General features: G+C 34.5%; 16 protein-coding genes. 13 read left to right on the top strand and 3 right to left on the bottom strand.

The window, feature by feature from the left end:
• Positions 1-82: 82 nt before the first annotated feature.
• The 11 genes from OS188_RS02455 (at position 83) to queG (ending at position 15194) form a co-directional block, all read left to right on the top strand.
• Positions 83-1378 carry a c-type cytochrome gene (locus tag OS188_RS02455; protein WP_267147263.1) on the top strand — a complete coding sequence of 432 codons (1296 nt, stop codon included), beginning with the start codon at positions 83-85 and terminating at the stop codon, positions 1376-1378.
• A 58-nt stretch (positions 1379-1436) separates the two neighbouring features.
• Positions 1437-4634 (top strand): TAT-variant-translocated molybdopterin oxidoreductase, encoded by a 3198-nt coding sequence (locus OS188_RS02450; RefSeq protein WP_267147229.1) that lies wholly within the window; start codon positions 1437-1439, stop codon positions 4632-4634.
• Between the two features lie 34 nt (positions 4635-4668).
• Positions 4669-6126 (top strand): NrfD/PsrC family molybdoenzyme membrane anchor subunit, encoded by a 1458-nt coding sequence (nrfD, locus tag OS188_RS02445; RefSeq protein WP_267147228.1) that lies wholly within the window; start codon positions 4669-4671, stop codon positions 6124-6126.
• Positions 6127-6130: 4 nt separating this feature from the next.
• Positions 6131-6667: a DUF3341 domain-containing protein gene (locus OS188_RS02440; protein ID WP_267147227.1), complete on the top strand. Its 537-nt coding sequence runs from the start codon at positions 6131-6133 to the stop codon at positions 6665-6667.
• Positions 6668-6676: 9 nt separating this feature from the next.
• Entirely contained in the window at positions 6677-7234 is a 558-nt protein-coding gene (locus tag OS188_RS02435; RefSeq protein WP_267147226.1) for a c-type cytochrome, read from the top strand.
• 24 nt (positions 7235-7258) lie between these two features.
• Entirely contained in the window at positions 7259-8605 is a 1347-nt protein-coding gene (locus OS188_RS02430) for a quinol:cytochrome C oxidoreductase (RefSeq protein WP_267147225.1), read from the top strand.
• Positions 8606-8633: 28 nt separating this feature from the next.
• Positions 8634-9701, top strand: a complete 1068-nt coding sequence (locus tag OS188_RS02425; protein WP_267147224.1) for a cytochrome c oxidase subunit II — start codon at positions 8634-8636, stop codon at positions 9699-9701.
• A gap of 34 nt (positions 9702-9735) precedes the next feature.
• Positions 9736-11529 carry a cytochrome c oxidase subunit I gene (locus OS188_RS02420; RefSeq protein WP_267147223.1) on the top strand — a complete coding sequence of 598 codons (1794 nt, stop codon included), beginning with the start codon at positions 9736-9738 and terminating at the stop codon, positions 11527-11529.
• Positions 11530-11797: 268 nt separating this feature from the next.
• Positions 11798-12820 carry a Holliday junction branch migration DNA helicase RuvB gene (gene ruvB / locus OS188_RS02415; protein ID WP_267147222.1) on the top strand — a complete coding sequence of 341 codons (1023 nt, stop codon included), beginning with the start codon at positions 11798-11800 and terminating at the stop codon, positions 12818-12820.
• A gap of 110 nt (positions 12821-12930) precedes the next feature.
• On the top strand, positions 12931-14265 hold the full coding sequence (locus OS188_RS02410) for a cytochrome P450 (RefSeq protein WP_267147221.1): 1335 nt from the start codon (positions 12931-12933) through the stop codon (positions 14263-14265).
• Entirely contained in the window at positions 14265-15194 is a 930-nt protein-coding gene (gene queG, locus OS188_RS02405) for a tRNA epoxyqueuosine(34) reductase QueG (protein ID WP_267147220.1), read from the top strand. Before OS188_RS02410 ends, queG begins: the two co-directional genes overlap by 1 nt.
• 64 nt (positions 15195-15258) lie before the next feature.
• On the opposite strand, the gene OS188_RS02400 is transcribed toward queG, so the two are convergent.
• The 3 genes from OS188_RS02400 to OS188_RS02390 all read right to left on the bottom strand — a co-directional run bounded on the left by OS188_RS02400 (position 15259) and on the right by OS188_RS02390 (position 18781).
• Entirely contained in the window at positions 15259-16866 is a 1608-nt protein-coding gene (locus tag OS188_RS02400) for a T9SS type A sorting domain-containing protein (RefSeq protein WP_267147219.1), read from the bottom strand.
• Positions 16867-16868: 2 nt separating this feature from the next.
• Positions 16869-16997, bottom strand: a complete 129-nt coding sequence (locus tag OS188_RS02395) for a hypothetical protein (protein WP_267147218.1) — start codon at positions 16995-16997, stop codon at positions 16869-16871.
• Between the two features lie 164 nt (positions 16998-17161).
• Entirely contained in the window at positions 17162-18781 is a 1620-nt protein-coding gene (locus tag OS188_RS02390) for a tetratricopeptide repeat protein (protein WP_267147217.1), read from the bottom strand.
• A gap of 125 nt (positions 18782-18906) precedes the next feature.
• Here OS188_RS02390 and OS188_RS02385 point away from each other — a divergent pair, with 125 nt between their 5' ends.
• Positions 18907-21192, top strand: coding sequence for an NADP-dependent malic enzyme (locus OS188_RS02385; RefSeq protein WP_267147216.1), 2286 nt, complete (start codon positions 18907-18909; stop codon positions 21190-21192).
• 73 nt (positions 21193-21265) lie between these two features.
• On the top strand, positions 21266-21847 hold the full coding sequence (ruvA, locus tag OS188_RS02380; protein ID WP_267147215.1) for a Holliday junction branch migration protein RuvA: 582 nt from the start codon (positions 21266-21268) through the stop codon (positions 21845-21847).
• The last annotated feature ends 4 nt before the right edge of the window (positions 21848-21851 follow it).

The following is a 21851-nucleotide window of genomic DNA, read 5'->3' as shown; positions in this document are numbered from 1 at the left end:
TTACAATTGTATATAACTGTAATTCTTGTTTACATAAGTGAAAAAATCGTACCAAACTAAAGAAGTTAATTCAACCATTAATATGAAACAGGTGAGTGACCGTAAGTTAAGTAGAAATGTACTTACATTAAGTTTAATTTTTATTCTAACACTTTCAACCTCGATTTTCGCTCAAGACGGCGATCCGGATAAAGGAAAATCCTTATTCAATACCAATTGTGCTGCTTGTCATGCTTTAGATAAAAAGATGACAGGTCCAGCTTTGCGTAATATCGAGCAAATCCTAGAGGACGAAGAAGGGTTAGATAGAGAATGGCTTGCAGCTTGGATTCGTAACAGTTCTGCTGTTGTTAAATCTGGAGATGCATACGCTAAAAAGATTTTTGATGAATATGGAGGAGCAGCAATGACTCCTTTTCCACAATTGTCAGATGATGATATTAATGATATCTTAGCTTATACAGCCCAAGAAAAAACAGTGGCAGCAGTGCCTGCAGCTGGAGGAGCGGCTGACGGAGCAGCAACTACATCCGGTTCTGGAATATCCAACAAAGTTATTTTAGGTGCATTGGCACTATTGTTTGCATTATTAGCAATGGCTTTATTGTTAGTAAGGCGTACATTAACCCGTTTTGCAGAAGCTAAAGGTGTGGATGTAACAGAAACACAACGTACACCAATCTGGAGAGCCTTTGTTCAAAATCAATTCTTAGTCTTAGTAGCTGTTATTTTCTTGCTATTAACTAGTGGGTATTTCGTTTATGGTTATATGATGCAGGTAGGTGTTGATCAAGGATATCAACCAGTGCAACCAATTCACTTTTCACATAAAATTCACGCAGGAGATAACGGGATAGATTGTAAGTTCTGTCACTCTTCAGCAAGGGTAAGTAAAACCTCTGGTATTCCATCTTTAAATGTTTGTATGAACTGTCATAAATCTATTTATGAAGTAGCAGAAACTACTGCAACAGATGAGTACAGTAAAGAGTTTTACGATGGTGAGATTGCAAAGTTATACGCGGCAGCCGGATGGAGCGATGAGGATCAATCTTATACAGGCGATTCGCAACCAGTAAAATGGGTTAGAATTCACAATTTACCAGACTTCGCTTACTTTAATCACTCGCAACACGTTACAGTTGGTGGTTTAGAGTGTCAAACTTGTCATGGTCCAGTAGAAACTATGGAAATTATGTCTCAGTACTCTCCTTTAACTATGGGATGGTGTATTGATTGTCATAGAGACACGAATGTAAAAGTTGAAGACAACGCATACTATACTAAAATACATGAGGAACTATCCAAGAAATATGGAGTAGAAAAACTTACTGTAGCTCAAATGGGTGGTTTAGAATGTGGTAAATGTCATTACTAAGTTCTCTTAAAGAGAAATAAAATAATTAAAATTAATAAGAAGTAATTCATTATATAATATGTCATCAAACAAGAAATACTGGAAAAGTGTTGAAGAGCTAAACGAAAATAGCTCTATTGTTGAGGCGCTACAACAAAAAGAGTTTGTTGAAGAAATTCCTACCGATGAATTTTTAGGTGATAAAGATTCTTTAGAAAGTTCTTCAACAACACGTCGTGATTTCTTAAAATATGTTGGTTTTAGTACAGCTGCTGCGTCATTAGCAGCTTGTGAGGGACCAGTAATTAAATCCATTCCTTATGTGGTGCAACCGGATGTAATTATTCCTGGGGTAGCTAACTACTATGCAACTACAATAGCAGATGGATATGATTTTACGAGCGTATTGGTAAAAACTCGAGAAGGTCGTCCAATTAAAATTGAAAATAATACTATGGCAGCCACTAATGGTGGTGCTAATGCTAGAGTTCATGCTTCGGTTTTAAGTCTGTATGATAGCTTAAGAATGCAAGGTCCAGTAAAAGGAGATACCTATGTTTCATGGGAAGACCTAAACTCTGAAGTTAGCAATCAATTAACTTCAATTAGTGGTACTGGAAAGCAAATTGTATTATTAACTCAAACTTTTGCAAGTCCTTCTACTTCCAAATTAATTGGAGAATTCAAACAAAAATTCGGAAACGTAAATCACGTACAATACGACGCTATTTCAGAGTCAACTGCATTAGATGCGTTTCAAGCAAAATATAACGAACGTGGTTTAGCTAGTTATGATTTTTCAAAAGCGAAGACCATAGTTTCAGTTGGAGCCGACTTCCTGTCTGATTGGCAAGGTGGTGGTTTTGATGCAGGATATGCTTCGGGACGTGTTCCTACCAATGGAAAAATGTCGCGCCATATTCAATTTGAATCTAATATGTCTTTATCTGGTGCAAACGCAGATAAGCGCGTACCTTTAACACCTACGCAACAAAAGTTAGCCTTAGCTAAACTTTATTCTGCGATTGTTGGAGGTTCTGTTTCTGTAGATTTACCAGAACATATTTTAGATGCCGTTAATAAAGCGGCCTCTGAAATTAAGAAAGCTGGAAGCGACGCTGTTGTTGTTACCGGAATTCAAGATGTAAACGCTCAAACTTTAGTTTTAGAGATTAACGAATATTTAAACTCTAAAGCTTATGATGCTTCTGCTCCAATAAAAACGAGACAAGGAAACGATAAAGCAGTTCGTACTTTAATTGCCGATATGAAGGCAGGAAAAGTAGGAGCTATTATTATGAGTGGAGTAAATCCACTTTATACCTTACCTAATCCAGCAGATTTTGCTGAAGGATTAGAAGCTACAGATTTATCGGTTTGTTTTTCTATGAAAGCAGACGAAACATCTACATCAGCACAATATATCGCAGCAGCACCTCATTATTTAGAATCTTGGGGAGACGTTGAATTAAAGAAAGGTCATTTTGCATTAATGCAACCAACCATTCGTCCGTTGTTTGATACTATGCAGTTCCAAGATGCTTTATTGCATTGGATGGGAAGCGATGTAACTTACCACGACTATATTAAGCAAACTTGGAACGAAAGCATTTTAGATGGAAGTTCATTTAGTCAGGCTTTACACGATGGTGTTTTTGTTTCTAATGGTTCTGTTGCAACAGCAGAAAACTCTGAAGAAGCTGAAGCTAAAGAAGACAAAACTTTTGTAGGTGGCGTTATAGATGATGTAGCAAAAGGCATTGGCTTAAAAAAGGAGGAGGAAGAAACAACTACTACTGTTGGGGCTACCACTATGTCTAAGATAGATGGAGCATCTGCTGCTAGAAGCTTAGCTTCTGCTAGTTCTTCTGAAGGTTTTGAGTTGTCCTTATATCCTAAAATTGGAATGGGAGATGGTCAACAAGCTAATAACCCATGGTTACAAGAGTTCCCAGATCCAATTACAAGAACCACTTGGGATAACTATTTAACGGTTTCAAAAGCTGATGCTGACACGCTTGGATTGAAAAGCGAGCATATGGCAGATGGAGGTTTAAATGGAAGCTATGTAGATATTACTGCTAACGGTATAACCCTTGAAAAAGTACCGGTAATTATTCAGCCAGGACAAGCTAAAGGTTCTGTAGGACTATCATTTGGTTATGGTAGAACAGCTGGGTTAAAAAATGAAATGAAGACTGGTGTTAATGCATATCCACTATACCAGGACTTTAATAATGTTCAGAATGTAAGTGTAACAGCTGCGTCTGGAATGCACGAATTTGCTTGTGTACAATTGCACAACACTTTAATGGGCCGTGGAGATATTATTAAAGAAACATCTTTAGAAATCTTTAATACCAAAGATAAGAAAGAATGGAACCCTCCAACGGTTGTTTCATTAAATCACGTTGAAACTGAGGTTTCAGAAGTCGATTTATGGGATGAATTTGACCGTAGTATTGGACATCACTTCAACTTATCTATCGACCTAAACGCATGTACAGGTTGTGGAGCTTGTGTTATAGCTTGTCATGCAGAAAATAATGTGCCTGTAGTAGGAAAAGAAGAAATGCGTAAAAGTCGTGATATGCACTGGTTGCGTATAGACAGATACTATTCTTCTGAAGAGTCTTTTGAAGGTGATAACGAAAAGAAAAATAATATTTCAGGATTAGGAAGTTCTTTAAGCGAGTTTGGTAAATTGGAGCATGCTTCAGAAAACCCACAAGTAGCTTTCCAACCAGTAATGTGTCAGCATTGTAATCACGCTCCTTGTGAAACTGTTTGTCCTGTGGCAGCAACGTCTCATGGACGTCAAGGTCAAAACCATATGGCTTATAACCGTTGTGTTGGTACCCGTTACTGTGCTAATAACTGTCCTTATAAAGTACGTCGATTTAACTGGTTCCGTTATAACGAGAATGTTGAATTCGATTATCATATGAATGATGATTTAGGACGTATGGTATTAAATCCAGACGTGGTAGTTCGTTCTCGTGGAGTTATGGAAAAATGTTCGTTGTGTATTCAAAAAACACAAAAAACAATTCTTGATGCTAAGCGTGATGGGCGTGTTATTAAAGATGGGGAATTCCAAACAGCGTGTTCTTCAGCTTGTAGTAATGGAGCCATGGTATTTGGAGATATCAACGATAAAGAAAGTAAAGTTGCAAAACTTTTAGAAGATAACCGTATGTATCACTTGTTAGAGTATATTGGTACTAAACCAAATGTTCAGTATCATACTAAAGTGAGAAATACAACCGAAGCATAATAAAACGAATTAAGAAAATAATTATAGAAGGATTATGGCGTCTCATTACGAAGCACCTATTAGAAGACCTTTAGTTACAGGCGAAAAATCATACCACGACGTAACAGTGGATGTAGCACGACCAGTAGAAGGTAAAGCAAACAAATCTTGGTGGATAGTTTTTTCTATCTCGCTAGTAGCGTTTCTCTGGGGAATAGGATGTATTATTTACACAATAGCAACAGGAATTGGAACCTGGGGTCTGAACAAGACTATTGGTTGGGCTTGGGATATTACTAACTTCGTTTGGTGGGTTGGTATTGGTCACGCAGGTACTTTAATTTCTGCAGTACTTTTACTCTTCCGTCAAAAATGGAGGATGGCAATTAACCGTTCTGCAGAGGCAATGACAATTTTTGCTGTTGTTCAAGCGGGATTGTTCCCACTTATTCACATGGGCCGTCCATGGTTAGGATATTGGGTATTACCTATACCAAACCAATTTGGTTCTTTATGGGTTAACTTTAACTCCCCACTACTTTGGGATGTATTCGCAATTTCTACATATTTATCTGTATCATTAGTTTTCTGGTGGACAGGCTTATTACCGGATTTTGCTATGTTAAGAGATAGAGCGGTTAAACCTTTCCAAAAGAAAATATATTCTTTAATAAGTTTTGGATGGTCCGGACGAGCAAAAGATTGGCAACGTTTTGAAGAAGTGTCTTTAGTGCTTGCAGGTTTAGCAACACCATTAGTACTGTCTGTACATACTATTGTATCTTTTGACTTCGCAACCTCAATAGTACCTGGATGGCATACAACCATTTTTCCTCCATACTTTGTGGCAGGAGCAGTTTTCTCAGGTTTTGCCATGGTAAACACACTTCTTATTATTATGAGGAAGGTGGCTAATTTAGAAGACTATATAACAGTTCAACACATCGAATTAATGAATATTGTAATTATGATTACAGGTTCTATAGTTGGTGTGGCTTATATAACGGAGTTATTTATAGCATGGTATTCTGGAGTTGAATACGAGCAGTATGCTTTCTTAAACAGAGCAACAGGACCTTATTGGTGGGCATATTGGTTAATGATGACATGTAATGTGTTCTCTCCACAATTTATGTGGTTTAAAAAATTAAGAACAAGTATCATGTTCTCTTTTATTATTTCTATTGTGGTAAATATAGGAATGTGGTTTGAGCGTTTTGTAATTATTGTAACGTCGTTACATAGAGATTACTTACCATCTTCTTGGACTATGTTCTCACCAACATTCGTAGATATTGGAATCTTTATTGGAACTATTGGATTTTTCTTCGTATTATTCTTATTATACGCCAGAACCTTTCCAGTAATTGCACAAGCAGAAGTAAAGACTATTTTAAAATCTTCTGGAGATAAGTATAAAGCCTTAAGAGATTCTGGACAGAGTTTAGTAGGTACTGGAGTTGATGAAAGAACTTCTGGAAGTCAAGTTAATAAAACTAAAAACGACGAGTAGCAATATGGAAACTTCAAAAGTAATTCACGCTATTTATACAGATGATGATGTTTTAATGAATGCCGTTAAGAAAGTAAAGGCAGAAAAATATCACATCGAAGAGATATATACACCTTTTCCTGTTCACGGACTAGATAAGGCAATGGGATTAGCTCCAACAAGACTTGCAATTACAGCATTTTTATATGGTGCCGTAGGTTTGATTGTATCTATTGTTATGATGGATTATATCATGATACAAGATTGGCCTCAAAATATTGGGGGTAAACCAAGCTTTAGTTATATGGAAAACATGCCTGCATTTGTTCCTATTATGTTTGAGTTAACGGTGTTTTTCTCGGCTCACTTAATGGTTATTACTTTCTATTTAAGAAGTAAATTATGGCCATTTAAAAAGGCTGAAAATCCAGATGTAAGAACTACAGACGATCATTTTTTAATGGAAATTCCTATTCATGGAAATGTTCTAGATCTTGAAAACTTACTTAAGGAAACAGGAGCAGTTGAAATTAAATTAATAGAAAAAGAAGAAGCACATTAATATAGTAATATGAAGAGCTTAGTAAAAATAACGGTTATCGCATTAGTATTCGCAGCGTTTGTGTCTTGTCAAAACAAGTCAAAACCTAACTATCAGTTCATGCCAGATATGTATGTGCCTGTAAGTTATGAAACGTATTCAGAATCAGCTGCTTTTAAGACTGGGGTTGAAGCCCAATTACCTGTTGATGGAACAGTGCCAAGAGGACATATACCTTTTGATTACGAGAATACCATTCCAGATTATAATTTAGCTAAAACAGACTTAAAGAGTCCTTTAGATTCTACTCAGGTAGATTTAGTTCGTGCCAAGGCTTTATACGATATTTACTGTGGAATTTGCCATGGTACTAAAGGTGATGGACAAGGAAACTTAGTAAAAAGAGAAAAAATTCTTGGTATTCCAAGTTACGACGATATAGGAAGAGCTATTACAGCAGGAAGTATTTACCACGTTATTTATTACGGTAAAAATACGATGGGGTCGTATGCTAATCAACTTAATGAAGAAGAGCGTTGGCAGGTAGTTGCTTATGTATTAGATTTAAAAGCTAAATTAGAAAATTAAGAAAGATAAAGATTCGATATAGATATGTACACAATCTCAAATAAATTAAAGACATTTTCTATTGCCTTAATGATTTTAGGTCTATTAGGGGTAGGATATGGTTTTATGACATCTCATAAATCTTTTGAAGAAGTTGAAACCATGCTTTCAGAGGATGCTTCTCATCATGGGGGAGGTCATGCAGTAGCAGAGGTCTCAGAGCATTCAAACAGTGGTCATGAAACAAATGCACAAGATGCTACAACCCAAGTTGATGAACATACAAAGCACGTAGAACATGTACAGCATCAAATAGCAAATAGACCTTGGTCTGCATTATATGTAGCAGCCTTTTTCTTTTTTATGATTGCTCTTGGAGTGCTGTCTTTTTATGCTATTCAATTTGCATCTCAAGCCGGATGGTCTCCAGTACTGTTTAGAGTAATGGAAGGAATTACTGCCTATGTATTACCTGGCGGAGTTATTGTTTTAGCAATTGCTTTAGCTTCTGGATTAATTGGACATTACAATATTTTTGTTTGGATGGATCCGGATGTAGTAGCAAACGATAAATTAATTCAAGCAAAAGCCAGTTGGTTAAATATTGGGTGGTTTGCTGTAAGAGGAGTTATCTTTATTGCAGGATGGAGCTTATATAGATATTTTGCACGTAAATTTACAATTGCTCAAGATACTGCATCAGACGATAGTAACTTTAAAAAAACCTTCCGTATTTCTGCAGCATTCTTAGTGTTCTTTATTTATACGGAATCAATAATGTCTTGGGACTGGATTATGAGTGTGGACCCACACTGGTTTAGTACTTTATTTGGATGGTACGTATTCTCAGGAATGATAGTTAGTGGTATTACCGTGATTGCTTTTATAGCTTTATATTTAAAGTCTAGAGGTTATTTAGAAGTTGTTACTGATAGTCATATTCACGATTTAGCTAAATACATGTTCGGATTTAGTATATTTTGGGCATACTTATGGTTCTCTCAATTCATGTTAATCTGGTATGCTAATATCCCAGAAGAAGTTACTTATTTTGTAACACGTATTGAAGATTATAACTTATTGTTCTTCGGAATGATGGTGCTAAATTTTGTATTCCCATTCTTAGTATTAATGAATAGTGATTATAAACGTATTCCATGGTTTGTAATGATGTCTGGAGTTATAATTTTAATTGGACATTATATAGATGTTTATGTTATGATTATGCCTGCTACGGTAGGAGATCAATGGGGAATTGGAATTCCTGAAATAGCTTCAGTAATGTTGTTTTTAGGTTTATTCCTATTCATCGTATTCACGGCCTTAACCAAAGCACCGTTAGTAGTAAAAAGAAATCCATTTTTAAAGGAAAGTGAAGGATTCCATTATTAAGAAACTTAATTAAAGAAGAGAAAAGACAATGACAGCTTTTTTAACAATTATTATAGTACTTTTTGTAGCTGTTGCCATTTGGCAAATGGTTAAAATATTTGATTTAGCTCAGGTGGGCGTATCAGATACACAGATAGCAACAGACCAGGATAACAAAGTTAACGCATATATTATGCTAGCCTTCTTGGCTTTCATTTATATCCTAACCATTGTATGTTTCGTACTTTGGGGGGATTTACCTTTATTATCAAATGCAGCCTCAGAACATGGTTCAGAAATAGATAATTTAATGATTATCTCTTTGGTAGTTATTTTTATTGTTCAATTTATTACTCAGTATTTACTGCATTACTTTGCCTTTAAATACAGAGGAGAAAAAGGTAAAAAAGCGCTATTCTATGCAGATAATAATACCCTAGAAGCTATCTGGACTATTATTCCTGTAATTGTATTAGCAGGTTTAATTATATACGGATTGTTTACATGGACAACTATTATGAATGTAAATGAAGATGAAGACCCGTTAATTATCGAGTTGTATGCACAACAGTTTAACTGGAAAGCACGTTACGGTGGTAATGATAATACCTTAGGAAAAGCAAATGTTAGATTAATCGACATCGACAAGGCTAATATTTTAGGTTTAGACGAAGCTGATCCAAATGGACAGGACGATATTATTGTGTCTGAAGTTCATTTACCTGTTGGAAGACCGGTATTGTTTAAAATTCGTTCGCAAGACGTTTTACACTCGGCTTATATGCCACATTTTAGAGCACAAATGAACTGTGTTCCTGGTATGATAACTCAGTTTGGCTTTACTCCGGTAACAACAACTGCAGATATGCGCCAAACGCCAGAAATGATTGATAAAGTGGCTAATATTAATAGAATTCGAGCAGACAGAAGCAAAGAGCTGGTAGCTAATGGAGAGGAAGCTCTAGATCCTTATGAGTTCCATTATTTATTACTTTGTAATAAGATTTGTGGAAAATCTCATTATAATATGCAAATGAATATTATTGTTGAAACTCAAGAAGAGTACGACGCTTGGATAAGTGAACAAAAGGAATTTAAAGATTCTTTAATTAAGTAATTAAGAAACGGTTTAAAAAGTATATAAATAGATTATGTCAACACACGCAGATACGCACGAACACGAAGATAATCACGGGCATCATCACAAAGAGACGTTCATTACTAAATACATATTTAGTCAGGATCATAAAATGATTTCTAAACAATACCTTATAACAGGAACCATTATGGGGGTTATTGGGGTATTAATGTCTGTCATGTTTCGTATTCAAATAGCATGGCCAGAAGAACCAAATGTATTGTTCGAAGCCTTATTAGGTAAATGGGCGCCAGATGGCGTTATGGATGCAGATGTTTACTTAGCTTTAGTAACTATCCATGGTACTATAATGGTATTCTTCCTATTAACGGCAGGATTGAGTGGTACTTTTAGTAACTTATTAATTCCGTTGCAAATTGGAGCGCGAGATATGGCCTCTGGTTTCTTAAACATGATTTCTTATTGGTTATTCTTCTTGTCTGCAATAATTATGCTTGGTTCTTTATTTGTAGAAGCAGGACCTGCAGCAGCTGGATGGACTATTTACCCGCCATTAAGTGCCTTACCTATGGCTCAAGGTGGATCTGGAATGGGGATGACACTGTGGTTAATCTCTATGGCAATCTTTATTGCCTCTTCCTTATTGGGGTCTTTAAATTATATAGTTACTGTAATTAACTTAAGAACAAAAGGGATGTCTATGACTAGACTACCTTTAACAATCTGGGCATTTTTTGTAACAGCTATTATTGGGGTGGTTTCATTCCCAGTTTTATTGTCTGCAGCTTTATTGTTAATTATGGATAGAAGTTTTGGAACGTCTTTCTTCTTATCAGATATTTTTATTCAAGGTGAAGTATTACATTACCAAGGCGGATCGCCTGTATTGTTTGAACACTTATTCTGGTTCTTAGGACATCCAGAAGTATATATTGTAATTCTACCAGCTATGGGAATTGTGTCCGAAATTTTGGCATCTAACTCGCGTAAACCAATTTTTGGATACCGTGCCATGATTGCTTCTATTTTAGCCATTGCGTTCTTATCAACCATCGTTTGGGGTCACCATATGTTCGTGTCTGGTATGAATCCTTTCTTAGGTTCAGTATTTACCTTTACCACCTTATTAATTGCTATCCCATCGGCAGTAAAAGCCTTTAACTGGATAACAACTATTTGGAAAGGGAATATACAAATGAATACAGCCATGCTCTTTAGTATTGGTTTTGTATCAACATTTATCACTGGTGGACTAACTGGAATTATTCTTGGAGATAGTGCTTTAGATATTAACGTACACGATACCTATTTTGTAATTGCTCACTTCCACTTAGTAATGGGTATTTCTGCGCTTTATGGAATGTTTGCTGGAGTTTATCATTGGTATCCAAAAATGTTTGGTAGAATGATGAATAAGAACTTAGGTTATATTCATTTCTGGGTTACTGCTGTTTGTGCTTACGGAGTATTCTTCCCAATGCACTTTATTGGAATGGCGGGATTACCAAGACGTTACTATACAAATACGGCCTTCCCTTTATTTGACGATTTACATGATGTGAACGTTGTAATTACTGTATTTGCAATTATTGGAGCTGTTTTCCAAATTGTTTTCTTATACAACTTCTTTGTAAGTATGTTCTATGGTAAAAGAGCAACTCAGAACCCATGGAAATCTACAACTTTAGAATGGACAACTCCTGTAGAACATTTACACGGAAACTGGCCAGGAGCAATTCCTCATGTATACCGTTGGCCTTACGATTATAGTAACCCTGGACATGACGTGGATTTTGTTCCTCAAAATGTACCTTTAAAAGAAGGAGAAGAAGAGTTACATCATTAAAATATATTCCTTTTAAAAAAGGATTTTATTAAGTATATAAAAAGACCTTTAGAATTATTGTATTCTAAAGGTCTTTTCTATTATATAAGGTTAAATTACCTCATTCCTTTTGAAATTAATAATGTTCTAAAAGAGATTCCTTATTTTAGAAGGCTTTTTCTTTATATTTGTTGTTATAACCTGAAGGGTTTCAAACATCTTTTAGGTTCAAATTATCACAATCACGTACAATTATTTAAATAGATTTCCACGTTCGTGGGAAGTTAATATGAATGAAAACCTAGATCCTACCGGAGATAATTTTACCCCAGAAGAACTGGACGTAGAAAAGAAATTAAGACCTTTGTCATTTAATGATTTTACAGGACAGGATCAAGTATTAGAAAACCTTCAAATATTTGTTCAGGCTGCAAATTTAAGAGATGAAGCTTTAGACCATACGTTATTTCATGGACCACCAGGTTTAGGTAAAACCACCTTAGCTCATATTTTAGCTAACGAATTAAGTGTAGGAATTAAAATAACCTCTGGACCTGTATTAGACAAACCGGGTGATTTAGCTGGTCTTTTAACTAACTTAGACGACAGAGATGTTTTATTTATTGACGAAATCCATAGATTAAGTCCTATTGTCGAGGAGTATTTGTACTCGGCCATGGAAGACTTTAAAATAGATATCATGATTGAGTCTGGACCTAATGCAAGAACAGTTCAATTAAACTTAAATCCGTTTACCTTGGTGGGTGCAACAACCCGCTCAGGATTACTTACAGCTCCTATGAGAGCACGTTTTGGAATTCAAAGTAGATTACAATATTATAATACTGAATTACTAACTACCATTGTACAGCGTAGTTCTGCCATTCTAAAAGTAACTATATCGATGGAAGCTGCTATTGAAATTGCTGGAAGAAGTAGAGGAACACCTCGAATAGCTAATGCTTTACTGCGTAGAGTAAGAGATTTTGCGCAAATTAAGGGAAATGGACATATAGATATTAAAATTGCAAAGTTTGCTTTAGAAGCGCTCCATGTAGATGCTCATGGTTTGGATGAAATGGATAATAAAATTCTAACAACCCTTATTGATAAATTTAAAGGAGGTCCTGTTGGAATTACTACCATAGCTACAGCTGTAAGTGAAAGTGCAGAGACCATAGAAGAAGTATATGAGCCGTTTTTAATTCAGCAAGGGTTTATTATGCGTACGCCCAGAGGAAGAGAAGTAACCGAGTTGGCATATAAACACTTGGGGAGAACAAAAGGCCCTACTCAAGGTGGATTATTTTAGTCGGCCGTGCTTATAAGTTTTAAAACAAAATGCCAGCTTACTTAAAATAATTATTACTTTCTGCTAATTAGTTTTGTAGATTATATTTATTTTAACCTGATATCTAAATTTTGAAAGCTAAAAATAAAATACCTACCGTTCCAATTAGTGGTTTTTTAACTAACGCTTTGGGAATTCTTAAAAATCCCTTGCCATTCCATCATAAGAATTTCGAAGAACAAGGCGATATCTTTAGGTTAAAAATAGGTCTATCAAACAGTGTTGTTTTTGTCCGTGATGCTGCTTTTGCTGAGTATGTACTTCAAAAGAACCAAAAAAACTATACAAAGTCTAAAATCCAAACGGAAGATTTAGTAAAATATATTGGAAAAGGTTTATTAACCTCGGAAGGTGAACTCTGGAAAAAACAACGGAAACTAATTCAACCAGCTTTTCATAAAAAGCAATTAGAGAATCTTTTAGGGAGTATAAAAAGGGCTATTCTCACAGAATATGATAAAATTACAGACAACACAAATACAGATGTTTTTCCTATTTTAAACGACTTAGCTTTTCAAACTGTTGTTAAATCTTTATTCAGTAGTGCTGCAAGTCAAGAAGATATTAATAGGTTGCAATATATTACAGAAGCAGCTCAAAAAATGTTAGTTAGAGAATTGCGACAACCATATTTGGGTTGGTGGTTTAGCTGGAGTGGCGAAATTAAAAAACATCTCGATTTAACACTAGAAGCAAGGCAAATTTTAAAACGAATTGTTAACGAGCGTCGTCTGTCTCAAACTAAAGAAAACGATTTGTTAGATATGCTTTTGGATGCCAAATATGATGATGGCTCCTCAATGGAGGAAGAACAACTCATTGACGAAATTTTAATTTTGTTTACAGCAGGACACGAAACCACCTCCAATGCACTAACATTTATCACTCAATTATTGGCCTTACATCCGGAATGGCAAGAAAAAATATATAACGAGCGACTACAAATACAACAAGAAAGTACAGATACAATAGATTTGGTTACTAAGTCGAAAGATTGTCAAAAAGTTATAGAAGAAGCGATGCGTTTATATCCTCCGGTTTACTTTATAGATCGTGTAAATATTGAAGCAGATTGTTTTAAGGGTTTAGATATTGAAGCAAAATCTAATTTGCTGTTTTCTGTCTATGAAATTCATCGTCACCCTAAATTATGGGAACGACCAACCGAGTTTTTACCCGAAAGATTTAATGAAGGTAGCCGAAAATTTTCATCTCAGTATTTTCCGTTTGGAGCTGGACCTCGCAAATGTATCGGTAATAATTTTGCTATGTTTGAAATGATAATTGCGGTTTCAGAATTACTTTCAATCTATAAAATTCAACCTAATTTTAAAACTATAGAAGTTACACCGCTTATTAGCTTAAAACCTAAAAATGCATTTTTAACTTTTCAAAAAAGAAATTAATGTCCATTAATAAACCTAAATATAGTGCTCTTATAAAATCTGAAGCCAAACGTCTTGGCTTTTTGTCTTGCGGTATTAGTAAAGCTGAATTTTTAGAAGAAGAGGCGCCACGTTTAGAAAAGTGGTTAGAAGCAAACATGAATGGGGAAATGCATTATATGGAAAATCATTTCGACAAGCGTTTAGATCCAACAAAATTGGTGGAAGGTTCTAAAAGTGTCGTTTCTTTATTGCTAAATTATTATCCAGAGAAAACACAGGGTGATGATACGTATAAACTTTCTAAATATGCTTATGGTACCGATTATCATTTTATTATAAAAGATAAATTAAAATCTCTTTTACATTTTATTCAAGATGAAATTGGCGAGGTAGATGGTCGTGCATTTGTAGATTCTGCTCCAGTTTTGGATAAAGCCTGGGCAGCAAAATCTGGATTAGGTTGGGTAGGGAAACATACGTTACTATTAAGCCCACAAGTAGGTTCGTTTTATTTTATAGCTGAGTTGATTATCGACTTAGACTTGGAATACGATTCCATTACTACGGATCATTGTGGTACTTGTACAAAATGTATCGATGCTTGCCCCACACAAGCCATTACAGAACCCTATGTAGTAGACGGGAGTAAGTGTATTTCATATTTTACTATAGAGTTAAAAGATAATATTCCAACCGATTTTAAGGGCCAATTTGAAGATTGGATGTTTGGTTGCGATATTTGTCAAGATGTGTGTCCGTGGAATAGATTTTCAAAACCGCATAGTGAACCATTATTTAATCCACATCCAGAATTACTATCAATGAGTAAAAAAGATTGGGAAGAAATAACCGAAGATACCTTTAGAAAAGTATTTAAGAAATCTGCTGTAAAACGAACAAAATTCTCGGGTTTAACTCGCAATATCACATTTCTAAAAGATAGCTAAAAAAAGAAGGCCCTTTTGAAATTTCAAAAGAGCCATCTAAACAATAATTAATCAATCAATCTAATTATTTTTTCATTATCTTAATCACTTGCTCCTGGTTGTTATTAGTTGTAATATGAACTAAATATAACCCTGGATTCCAATTTTGTGAATCTATAGAGACTTGATTAGAATTATTTTTTTCAACTTTATTTACTAGTTGTCCCAACATAGTATAAACAGTTACCTTTTCTATACTAGAGCTGCTTTTAATTTCCAAAACATCAGTTATAGGATTAACAAATTGAAAATCTGCACTTATAACTTCATCGTTAATTGATAATGCAGAATCCATAAAAGTTTGAGCATATATCGCTTCAGTAGTACCATCTGCATCTCTGTTTTCTACAAATGTAGATAAAAGTTCTCCATTGGATAATTCGTGAAAATTAACTTTCCCTTTCGGATAATTAGATGTGGCAAGTGGCTTAGTTTCGCTGCTCCAAACAAAATCTCCGTTTGCATCTAAAAGGTTTACATGTAATGAGTTCCCCATAGGTGTTAAAAATGTTGGTTGGTCGTTTGCAACTAGAAAGTGTCCAGATGGAACTATTCCATCTTGTTCTACAGGATAAATTTCTTTTCCGTTGTTTGTTAGTAATCTATCTCCAGTAACTTTATCATATTTTTGAAGAAATGTTCCTGTTTGACTTTGAGATCCGTTTGTAAATCTACTTAGAGCCCAGATATGGTCTGTACCAGGTTGGTGTGCAATTTGAACTTCTTGTTCAAAATATGTTTCAGTAATATCAAAAGCAGAACCATTTGTACCCCATGGTAAAGTTCCATCAGGGTTTATGCGCTGTACATAAACGTCGAAACGGCTATCATGAGATAATTTAAAAGAATAGTAAATATTATCTCCATCTTGAACCCCAAAATAAGTGGCGTTATAAGCAGTACTCATATTGTTATCAAATAATTGAGCCGGATTGTCCCATACAGGAGATCCATCAGTAATACTATAACGTTGGGCAAACATAGTAGAATAGATACCGTAATTTCTTTGGTGGTAAACAGAAACAATATCCCCGTTTGCTAATTCATATAGATTGGCAGAAACCGATCCTGTTGTAGCTGGAGTTGCCCAAATAGGTGTACCATCACTAGCATATTTTTGCAATTCTCCTACAGAAGTGTCTCCATTTAACGTAGAAATCATGACATCTCCAGAGTCTAGAGGTAGCATTCTAACTAAATAAGCAGTTCCAAGATCTAATCCGTCACTTGTCCATAAGTTATTTCCAGTACTGTCTAATTTAAAAGCACGCCCAGCGTTCCCTACAGTTCCAGTTACTCCCACATAAACGTTGTTAGATTTGTCTAAAACTATAGACTTAATTTGGGTATAAGATCCCATTGGAATAGTGTTGCTAATAAGTCCTCCAGTATCACCTAGTAATCTATTTCCTGATTCGTCTAGAACCTGAATTCTTAATTCGTAGTTAGTAGGAGATGGTACTTTGTTCCAAAATACCACGTATGTATAGTCATTTGTTCCTACTACAGATTGTGCGTCTCCATCAACACCAGTATTCGCAACCAAGGTGTTAACAGCAATGTCTGTGTTCCATTGGGCTTGTGTTATAAATGTTGCAAATAAACAAACCATTAAAAGTGTAATTTTTTTCATAATTAATTGTGTTTTTTTGTGTTAGTGTTCATTTTAGCAATAATTTTTTTTAAGGCTTCTTTTTTAATTTCAGAATCTTCAAGTAATTCTTCTAAACTTTTTAGTTTGTCTTTTTTCGATTTTGAAGCCATAATCTTTTCTATTAGCTGATTGTAAAATTAAGGTAGGATTAAAAGAATTAAAAAAAAACAGCTAATAGTAAAACACTCAATATGCAGTTTTATATGCATAAAAAGCACTCATTACACCGTAAGTTACTGAAAATAAATTAATTAATAAAAATTAATTTAATGATTTAATTTACAGAAAGAGAGTTTAAATAGGTGGATAGGTTTACTTTTTCGTTGGTGAGGTTTAATTTTTTTCGCAATCTAGTTCTCGCATTTTCAACAGATTTGAACGATTGCCCTGTAATTTGAGAAATTTCTTTGGAGGTTAAATCAAGGTATAGTAAAGCGCAAAGCCTTCTGTCTTTAGGTGTTAAATCTGGGTGGTTTTTATTAATGTTTTTGTAAAATGATTTATGCACCTGTTCAAAACTTACTTCAAACTCTTTCCAGATATCTGTGTTTAAATCTCGTTGTAAACGTTTTAATATAAAATCTATTGCTTGTTGCGTCTCCTTCTTAACAGCTTTTAATTTAATGTGTTTTAGGTCTTTTAAAATACCATTTATAATATCTGTTCGGTGCATTTCTGTCATAGCTTTCCCTATGAGTACTTTGTTTTTAGCATCTAAACTATGTCGTAATTCTTGTTGTTTGGTTTTAAGTAATTCTCTTTCTAGCCTGTTTTTTGTCATTCTATTTCTATATTTAATAACTAGTATTAGTAAGGCTAAAATACCTGTAACCATACTTAAACCAATTAAAAAATATTTAAACTGTTGTTTTTCGGCTAATAATTCACGGTGCTGTATTCGGGTGTTATATTCTTGTTGAAGCCTTAGTCGCTCCACGTTTACAGCTTTCTCTTCTACATTTAAACTATCTCTTAAAATATTATAACGCTCATAATAATTAACGGCTTCTTCAAAATCTCTCTTTCCTTTATAAGCAGTATAAAGGGTTTTTAGGGCATCTAAATTGGTAAAACTATACTCAAAATCATCCTGAAGGTCTAAAGTCCTTTTGGCGTAGAAAATAGCCGAATCGTTTTCTTTTTTATTTAAATAATGTTTAGATAGAGATTTAAAAAGAAAGGATTTTGTGTTGTCAAATTTGTATTCTTCTAAAGATTTTAACGCAAGGTTAAAATAAATTGTCGCGTTTTTATCATCATTTTTTAAATCGTAAATACGTCCTAAATTGGTGTATAGGTATGCGTTTAATTTTAGGTTATCAAGAGTTTTTGAAATGGCAAGCGACTTTTCATAATAATATAAAGAGGAATCTATATTTGTCTCCATATATATAGTACCTATATTATTTAGTACTTGAGCAGTACGCAAAGTGTCTTTTTTTGATAATTGATGTTTATATATTTTTTGAAAGTGCTTTAAGGCTTCTTCTTTATTATTTAGTCTAGCATAAATAATGGCTAAATTATTTTCGACTTTAAAAACTTCATCAAAATCATTTGCTTTAAGGTATATATTATATGCTTTTTGGTAGTAATCCAATGTTACATCTAAAACATCTTTATCATAATATAATGTTGCAATGTTTTCATAAATGGGCGCTAAATAAATGTCAGGATTCTTTGTTTTTTTTGCTTCTGTCTTCGCTAACTCTAAATAAGTTAAGGCGCGTTCCCAATCCTCGTCTTTAAGTTCCATAGCTATTTGCTGACTTAAAGAGATCTTTTCTTCTACCGAATTTGTAAGGTTTAAGCTGTCAATAAGTATGTTAACAGATTCTTGACAGTAGCTAAACCCTGAAATAAAAAATATTAATAAAGCAAAATAACGATGCATAATGGTTAAATATGGAAGTAAATATAGAAAAATAACCCTGAATTGAATGATTCCTTTTTACGCTTTAAAATATTAGAGTTTAAAATTTAGTATTATTACATTTGTATTTAAGAATCATTAATTTTATGAGCAAACAAAGTAAACGTAGAGAAGCCCTAGTATATCATGCCAAACCGACCCCTGGTAAAATAGCTGTAGTTCCAACTAAAAAATATGCCTCGCAAAGAGATTTGTCTTTGGCTTATTCTCCAGGCGTTGCAGAGCCCTGTTTGGAAATTGCAAAAGATGTAAATAATGTCTATAAATATACTGCTAAAGGGAATTTAGTAGCAGTAATCTCTAACGGAACAGCTGTATTAGGTCTCGGAAATATTGGACCTGAAGCCTCTAAACCAGTAATGGAAGGAAAAGGCTTGTTGTTTAAAATTTTTGCAGACATCGACGTTTTTGATATTGAAGTAAATACGGAAAATATTGAAGAGTTTATTCAAACTGTAAAAATGATTGCTCCAACTTTTGGAGGAATTAACTTAGAAGATATAAAAGCACCTGAAGCTTTTGAAATAGAAAAACGATTAAAAGAAGAACTGGATATTCCAGTTATGCACGACGATCAGCATGGAACTGCCATAATTTCGGCAGCTGCCTTATTAAATGCTTTAGAACTTTCTGAGAAGAAAATTGAAAATGCTCGAATAGTAATTAGTGGAGCAGGAGCTGCAGCAATCTCTTGTACTAGATTGTATCAAGCTTTTGGTGCTAAACGTGAGAATATTGTCATGTTAGATAGTAAAGGTGTTATTAGACAGGATAGAGAAAATCTTACCGATGAGAAAGCTGAATTTGCGACACATAGAAAAATAGATACTATGGACGAAGCTATGGAAAATGCCGATGTGTTTATCGGGCTTTCTAAAGCTGATATTCTTAGCCCTGAAATGTTATTGTCTATGGCAGAAAACCCAATTGTTTTCGCTATGGCAAATCCAGATCCTGAAATAGATTACCAATTAGCTTTAGACACCAGAGAGGATATTATTATGGCTACTGGTCGTTCAGATCATCCAAATCAGGTAAATAATGTTCTTGGTTTCCCATTTATTTTTAGAGGAGCTTTAGATGTTAGAGCTACCAAAATTAATGAAGCTATGAAAATGGCTGCCGTAAAAGCTCTAGCTAATTTAGCAAAAGAACCAGTTCCGGAACAAGTAAACATCGCTTATGGCGAAACGCGCTTAACCTATGGAAGAGAATATATTATCCCGAAACCATTTGATCCTAGATTGATAGCAGAAGTGCCTCCAGCTGTAGCAAAAGCTGCTATAGAAAGTGGGGTGGCTGAAGAACCTATCGAGAATTGGGAAAAATATAAAAACGAATTATTTGAGCGTTTGGGTTCAGATAATAAGTTAGTTAGACTCTTGTTAAACAGAGCTAAAATAAATCCTAAAAGAGTGGTTTTTGCCGAAGCAGATCATTTAGATGTGTTAAAAGCAGCTCAGATTGTACATGACGAAGGAATAGCTATTCCTATTCTTCTTGGAAGACGCGATGCTATTGAAAAGCTAAAAGAGGAGATTGAGTTTGATGCCGATGTTGAAATAATTGACCCGAAATCTGACGAAGAAGAAGAGAGAAAATATAAATATGCTCATGGATATTGGGAACAGCGTAAACGACGAGGAGTAACCCTATATTCAGCTCAGAAAATAATGAGAGAGCGTAATTATTTTGCCGCTATGATGGTAAATGTAGGCGATGCTGATGCTATGATTTCAGGGTTTTCTAGAAGCTACCCATCTGTGGTAACTCCTGTTTTAGAGCTTATTGGTTTAGCACCGGATTCCTCAAGGATTGCAACTACAAACTTAATGGTGACAAAACGTGGGCCTTTATTTTTAAGTGACACTGCCATTAATATAAACCCAACGGCCGAGGATTTAACAAAAATAACTCAAATGACGGCAGGAGTAGTTAAAATGTTTGGTATGGAACCAGTAATGGCAATGATCTCCTATTCAAATTTTGGTTCATCTAAAAATCAAACGGCAATTAAAGTAAGAGAAGCTGTAAGTTATTTACATAAAAGACATCCAGATTTAGCGGTAGATGGAGAACTTCAAGCAGATTTTGCATTAAATAGAGATATGCTTCAAGATACTTTTCCATTTTCTAAATTAGCAGGGAAAAAAGTGAACACCTTAATTTTTCCTAATTTAGAATCGGCAAACATTACCTATAAATTATTAAAAGAACTCAATAATAGCGATTCAATAGGACCAATTATGATGGGCTTAAACAAACCTGTTCACATTCTTCAGTTAGATGCTAGTGTAGACGAAATTGTTAACATGACTGCTATTGCTGTTATAGATGCTCAACAAAAAGAAAAACAAGCTAAAGCTAAATAAATTCATTAGGGAAATAAACGGTTTAAAATGTGAATAATTTTATTACATTTGAGAGTTTATTAAAATTTTGTTAATGATTACACATATTCAAGGAAAACTTGTGGAGAAAAACGCAACCGATGTTGTTATAGATTGTAATGGCATTGGTTACTTGTTAAACATTTCTTTACATACATTTTCTCATATACCAGATCAAGAAAATATCAAATTATTTACTCACCTTCAAGTAAAGGAAGACTCTCATACCTTGTTTGGGTTTTCATCTTTAGCTGAAAGAGAAATATTTAGACTGTTAATTTCGGTTAGTGGTGTTGGAGCAAGTACTGCTAGAACCATGTTGTCTTCTTTAACGCCTAAACAAGTAAGAGAAGGTATTGCTGTTGGAGATGCCGCATTAATTCAATCTATTAAAGGAATTGGGGCTAAAACAGCTCAACGAGTAATCTTGGATTTAAAAGATAAAATTTTGAAAGTTTATGATATTGACGAACTTTCGACTCAGAAAAGCAATACCAACAAAGATGAAGCGTTATCTGCTTTAGAGGTTTTAGGATTTAATAAAAAACAATCGGAACGTGTGGTTGAAAAAATAGTTTCTAGCCAACCAGATGTTAGTGTAGAAGCTATTATAAAACAGGCCTTAAAAAATCTATAAAAGT

Origin of the sequence: Xanthomarina sp. F1114 (genome assembly GCF_026410255.1) — a bacterium.
Taxonomy (GTDB): Bacteria; Bacteroidota; Bacteroidia; order Flavobacteriales; family Flavobacteriaceae; genus Xanthomarina.
The sequence above is the reverse complement of the archived record's forward strand: the minus strand, read 5'-3'. Positions and strand labels throughout refer to the sequence as shown.

Coding starts and splice junctions, on each gene's coding strand:
- nrfD (WP_267147228.1), top strand. CDS start 4,669: ATGGCGTCTCATTACGAAGCACCTATTAGAAGACCTTTAGTTACAGGC.
- OS188_RS02400 (WP_267147219.1), bottom strand. CDS start 16,866: ATGAAAAAAATTACACTTTTAATGGTTTGTTTATTTGCAACATTTATA.
- OS188_RS02425 (WP_267147224.1), top strand. CDS start 8,634: ATGACAGCTTTTTTAACAATTATTATAGTACTTTTTGTAGCTGTTGCC.
- queG (WP_267147220.1), top strand. CDS start 14,265: ATGTCCATTAATAAACCTAAATATAGTGCTCTTATAAAATCTGAAGCC.
- OS188_RS02440 (WP_267147227.1), top strand. CDS start 6,131: ATGGAAACTTCAAAAGTAATTCACGCTATTTATACAGATGATGATGTT.
- OS188_RS02435 (WP_267147226.1), top strand. CDS start 6,677: ATGAAGAGCTTAGTAAAAATAACGGTTATCGCATTAGTATTCGCAGCG.
- OS188_RS02430 (WP_267147225.1), top strand. CDS start 7,259: ATGTACACAATCTCAAATAAATTAAAGACATTTTCTATTGCCTTAATG.
- OS188_RS02385 (WP_267147216.1), top strand. CDS start 18,907: ATGAGCAAACAAAGTAAACGTAGAGAAGCCCTAGTATATCATGCCAAA.
- OS188_RS02420 (WP_267147223.1), top strand. CDS start 9,736: ATGTCAACACACGCAGATACGCACGAACACGAAGATAATCACGGGCAT.
- ruvA (WP_267147215.1), top strand. CDS start 21,266: ATGATTACACATATTCAAGGAAAACTTGTGGAGAAAAACGCAACCGAT.
- OS188_RS02390 (WP_267147217.1), bottom strand. CDS start 18,781: ATGCATCGTTATTTTGCTTTATTAATATTTTTTATTTCAGGGTTTAGC.
- OS188_RS02450 (WP_267147229.1), top strand. CDS start 1,437: ATGTCATCAAACAAGAAATACTGGAAAAGTGTTGAAGAGCTAAACGAA.
- OS188_RS02455 (WP_267147263.1), top strand. CDS start 83: ATGAAACAGGTGAGTGACCGTAAGTTAAGTAGAAATGTACTTACATTA.
- ruvB (WP_267147222.1), top strand. CDS start 11,798: ATGAATGAAAACCTAGATCCTACCGGAGATAATTTTACCCCAGAAGAA.
- OS188_RS02395 (WP_267147218.1), bottom strand. CDS start 16,997: ATGGCTTCAAAATCGAAAAAAGACAAACTAAAAAGTTTAGAAGAATTA.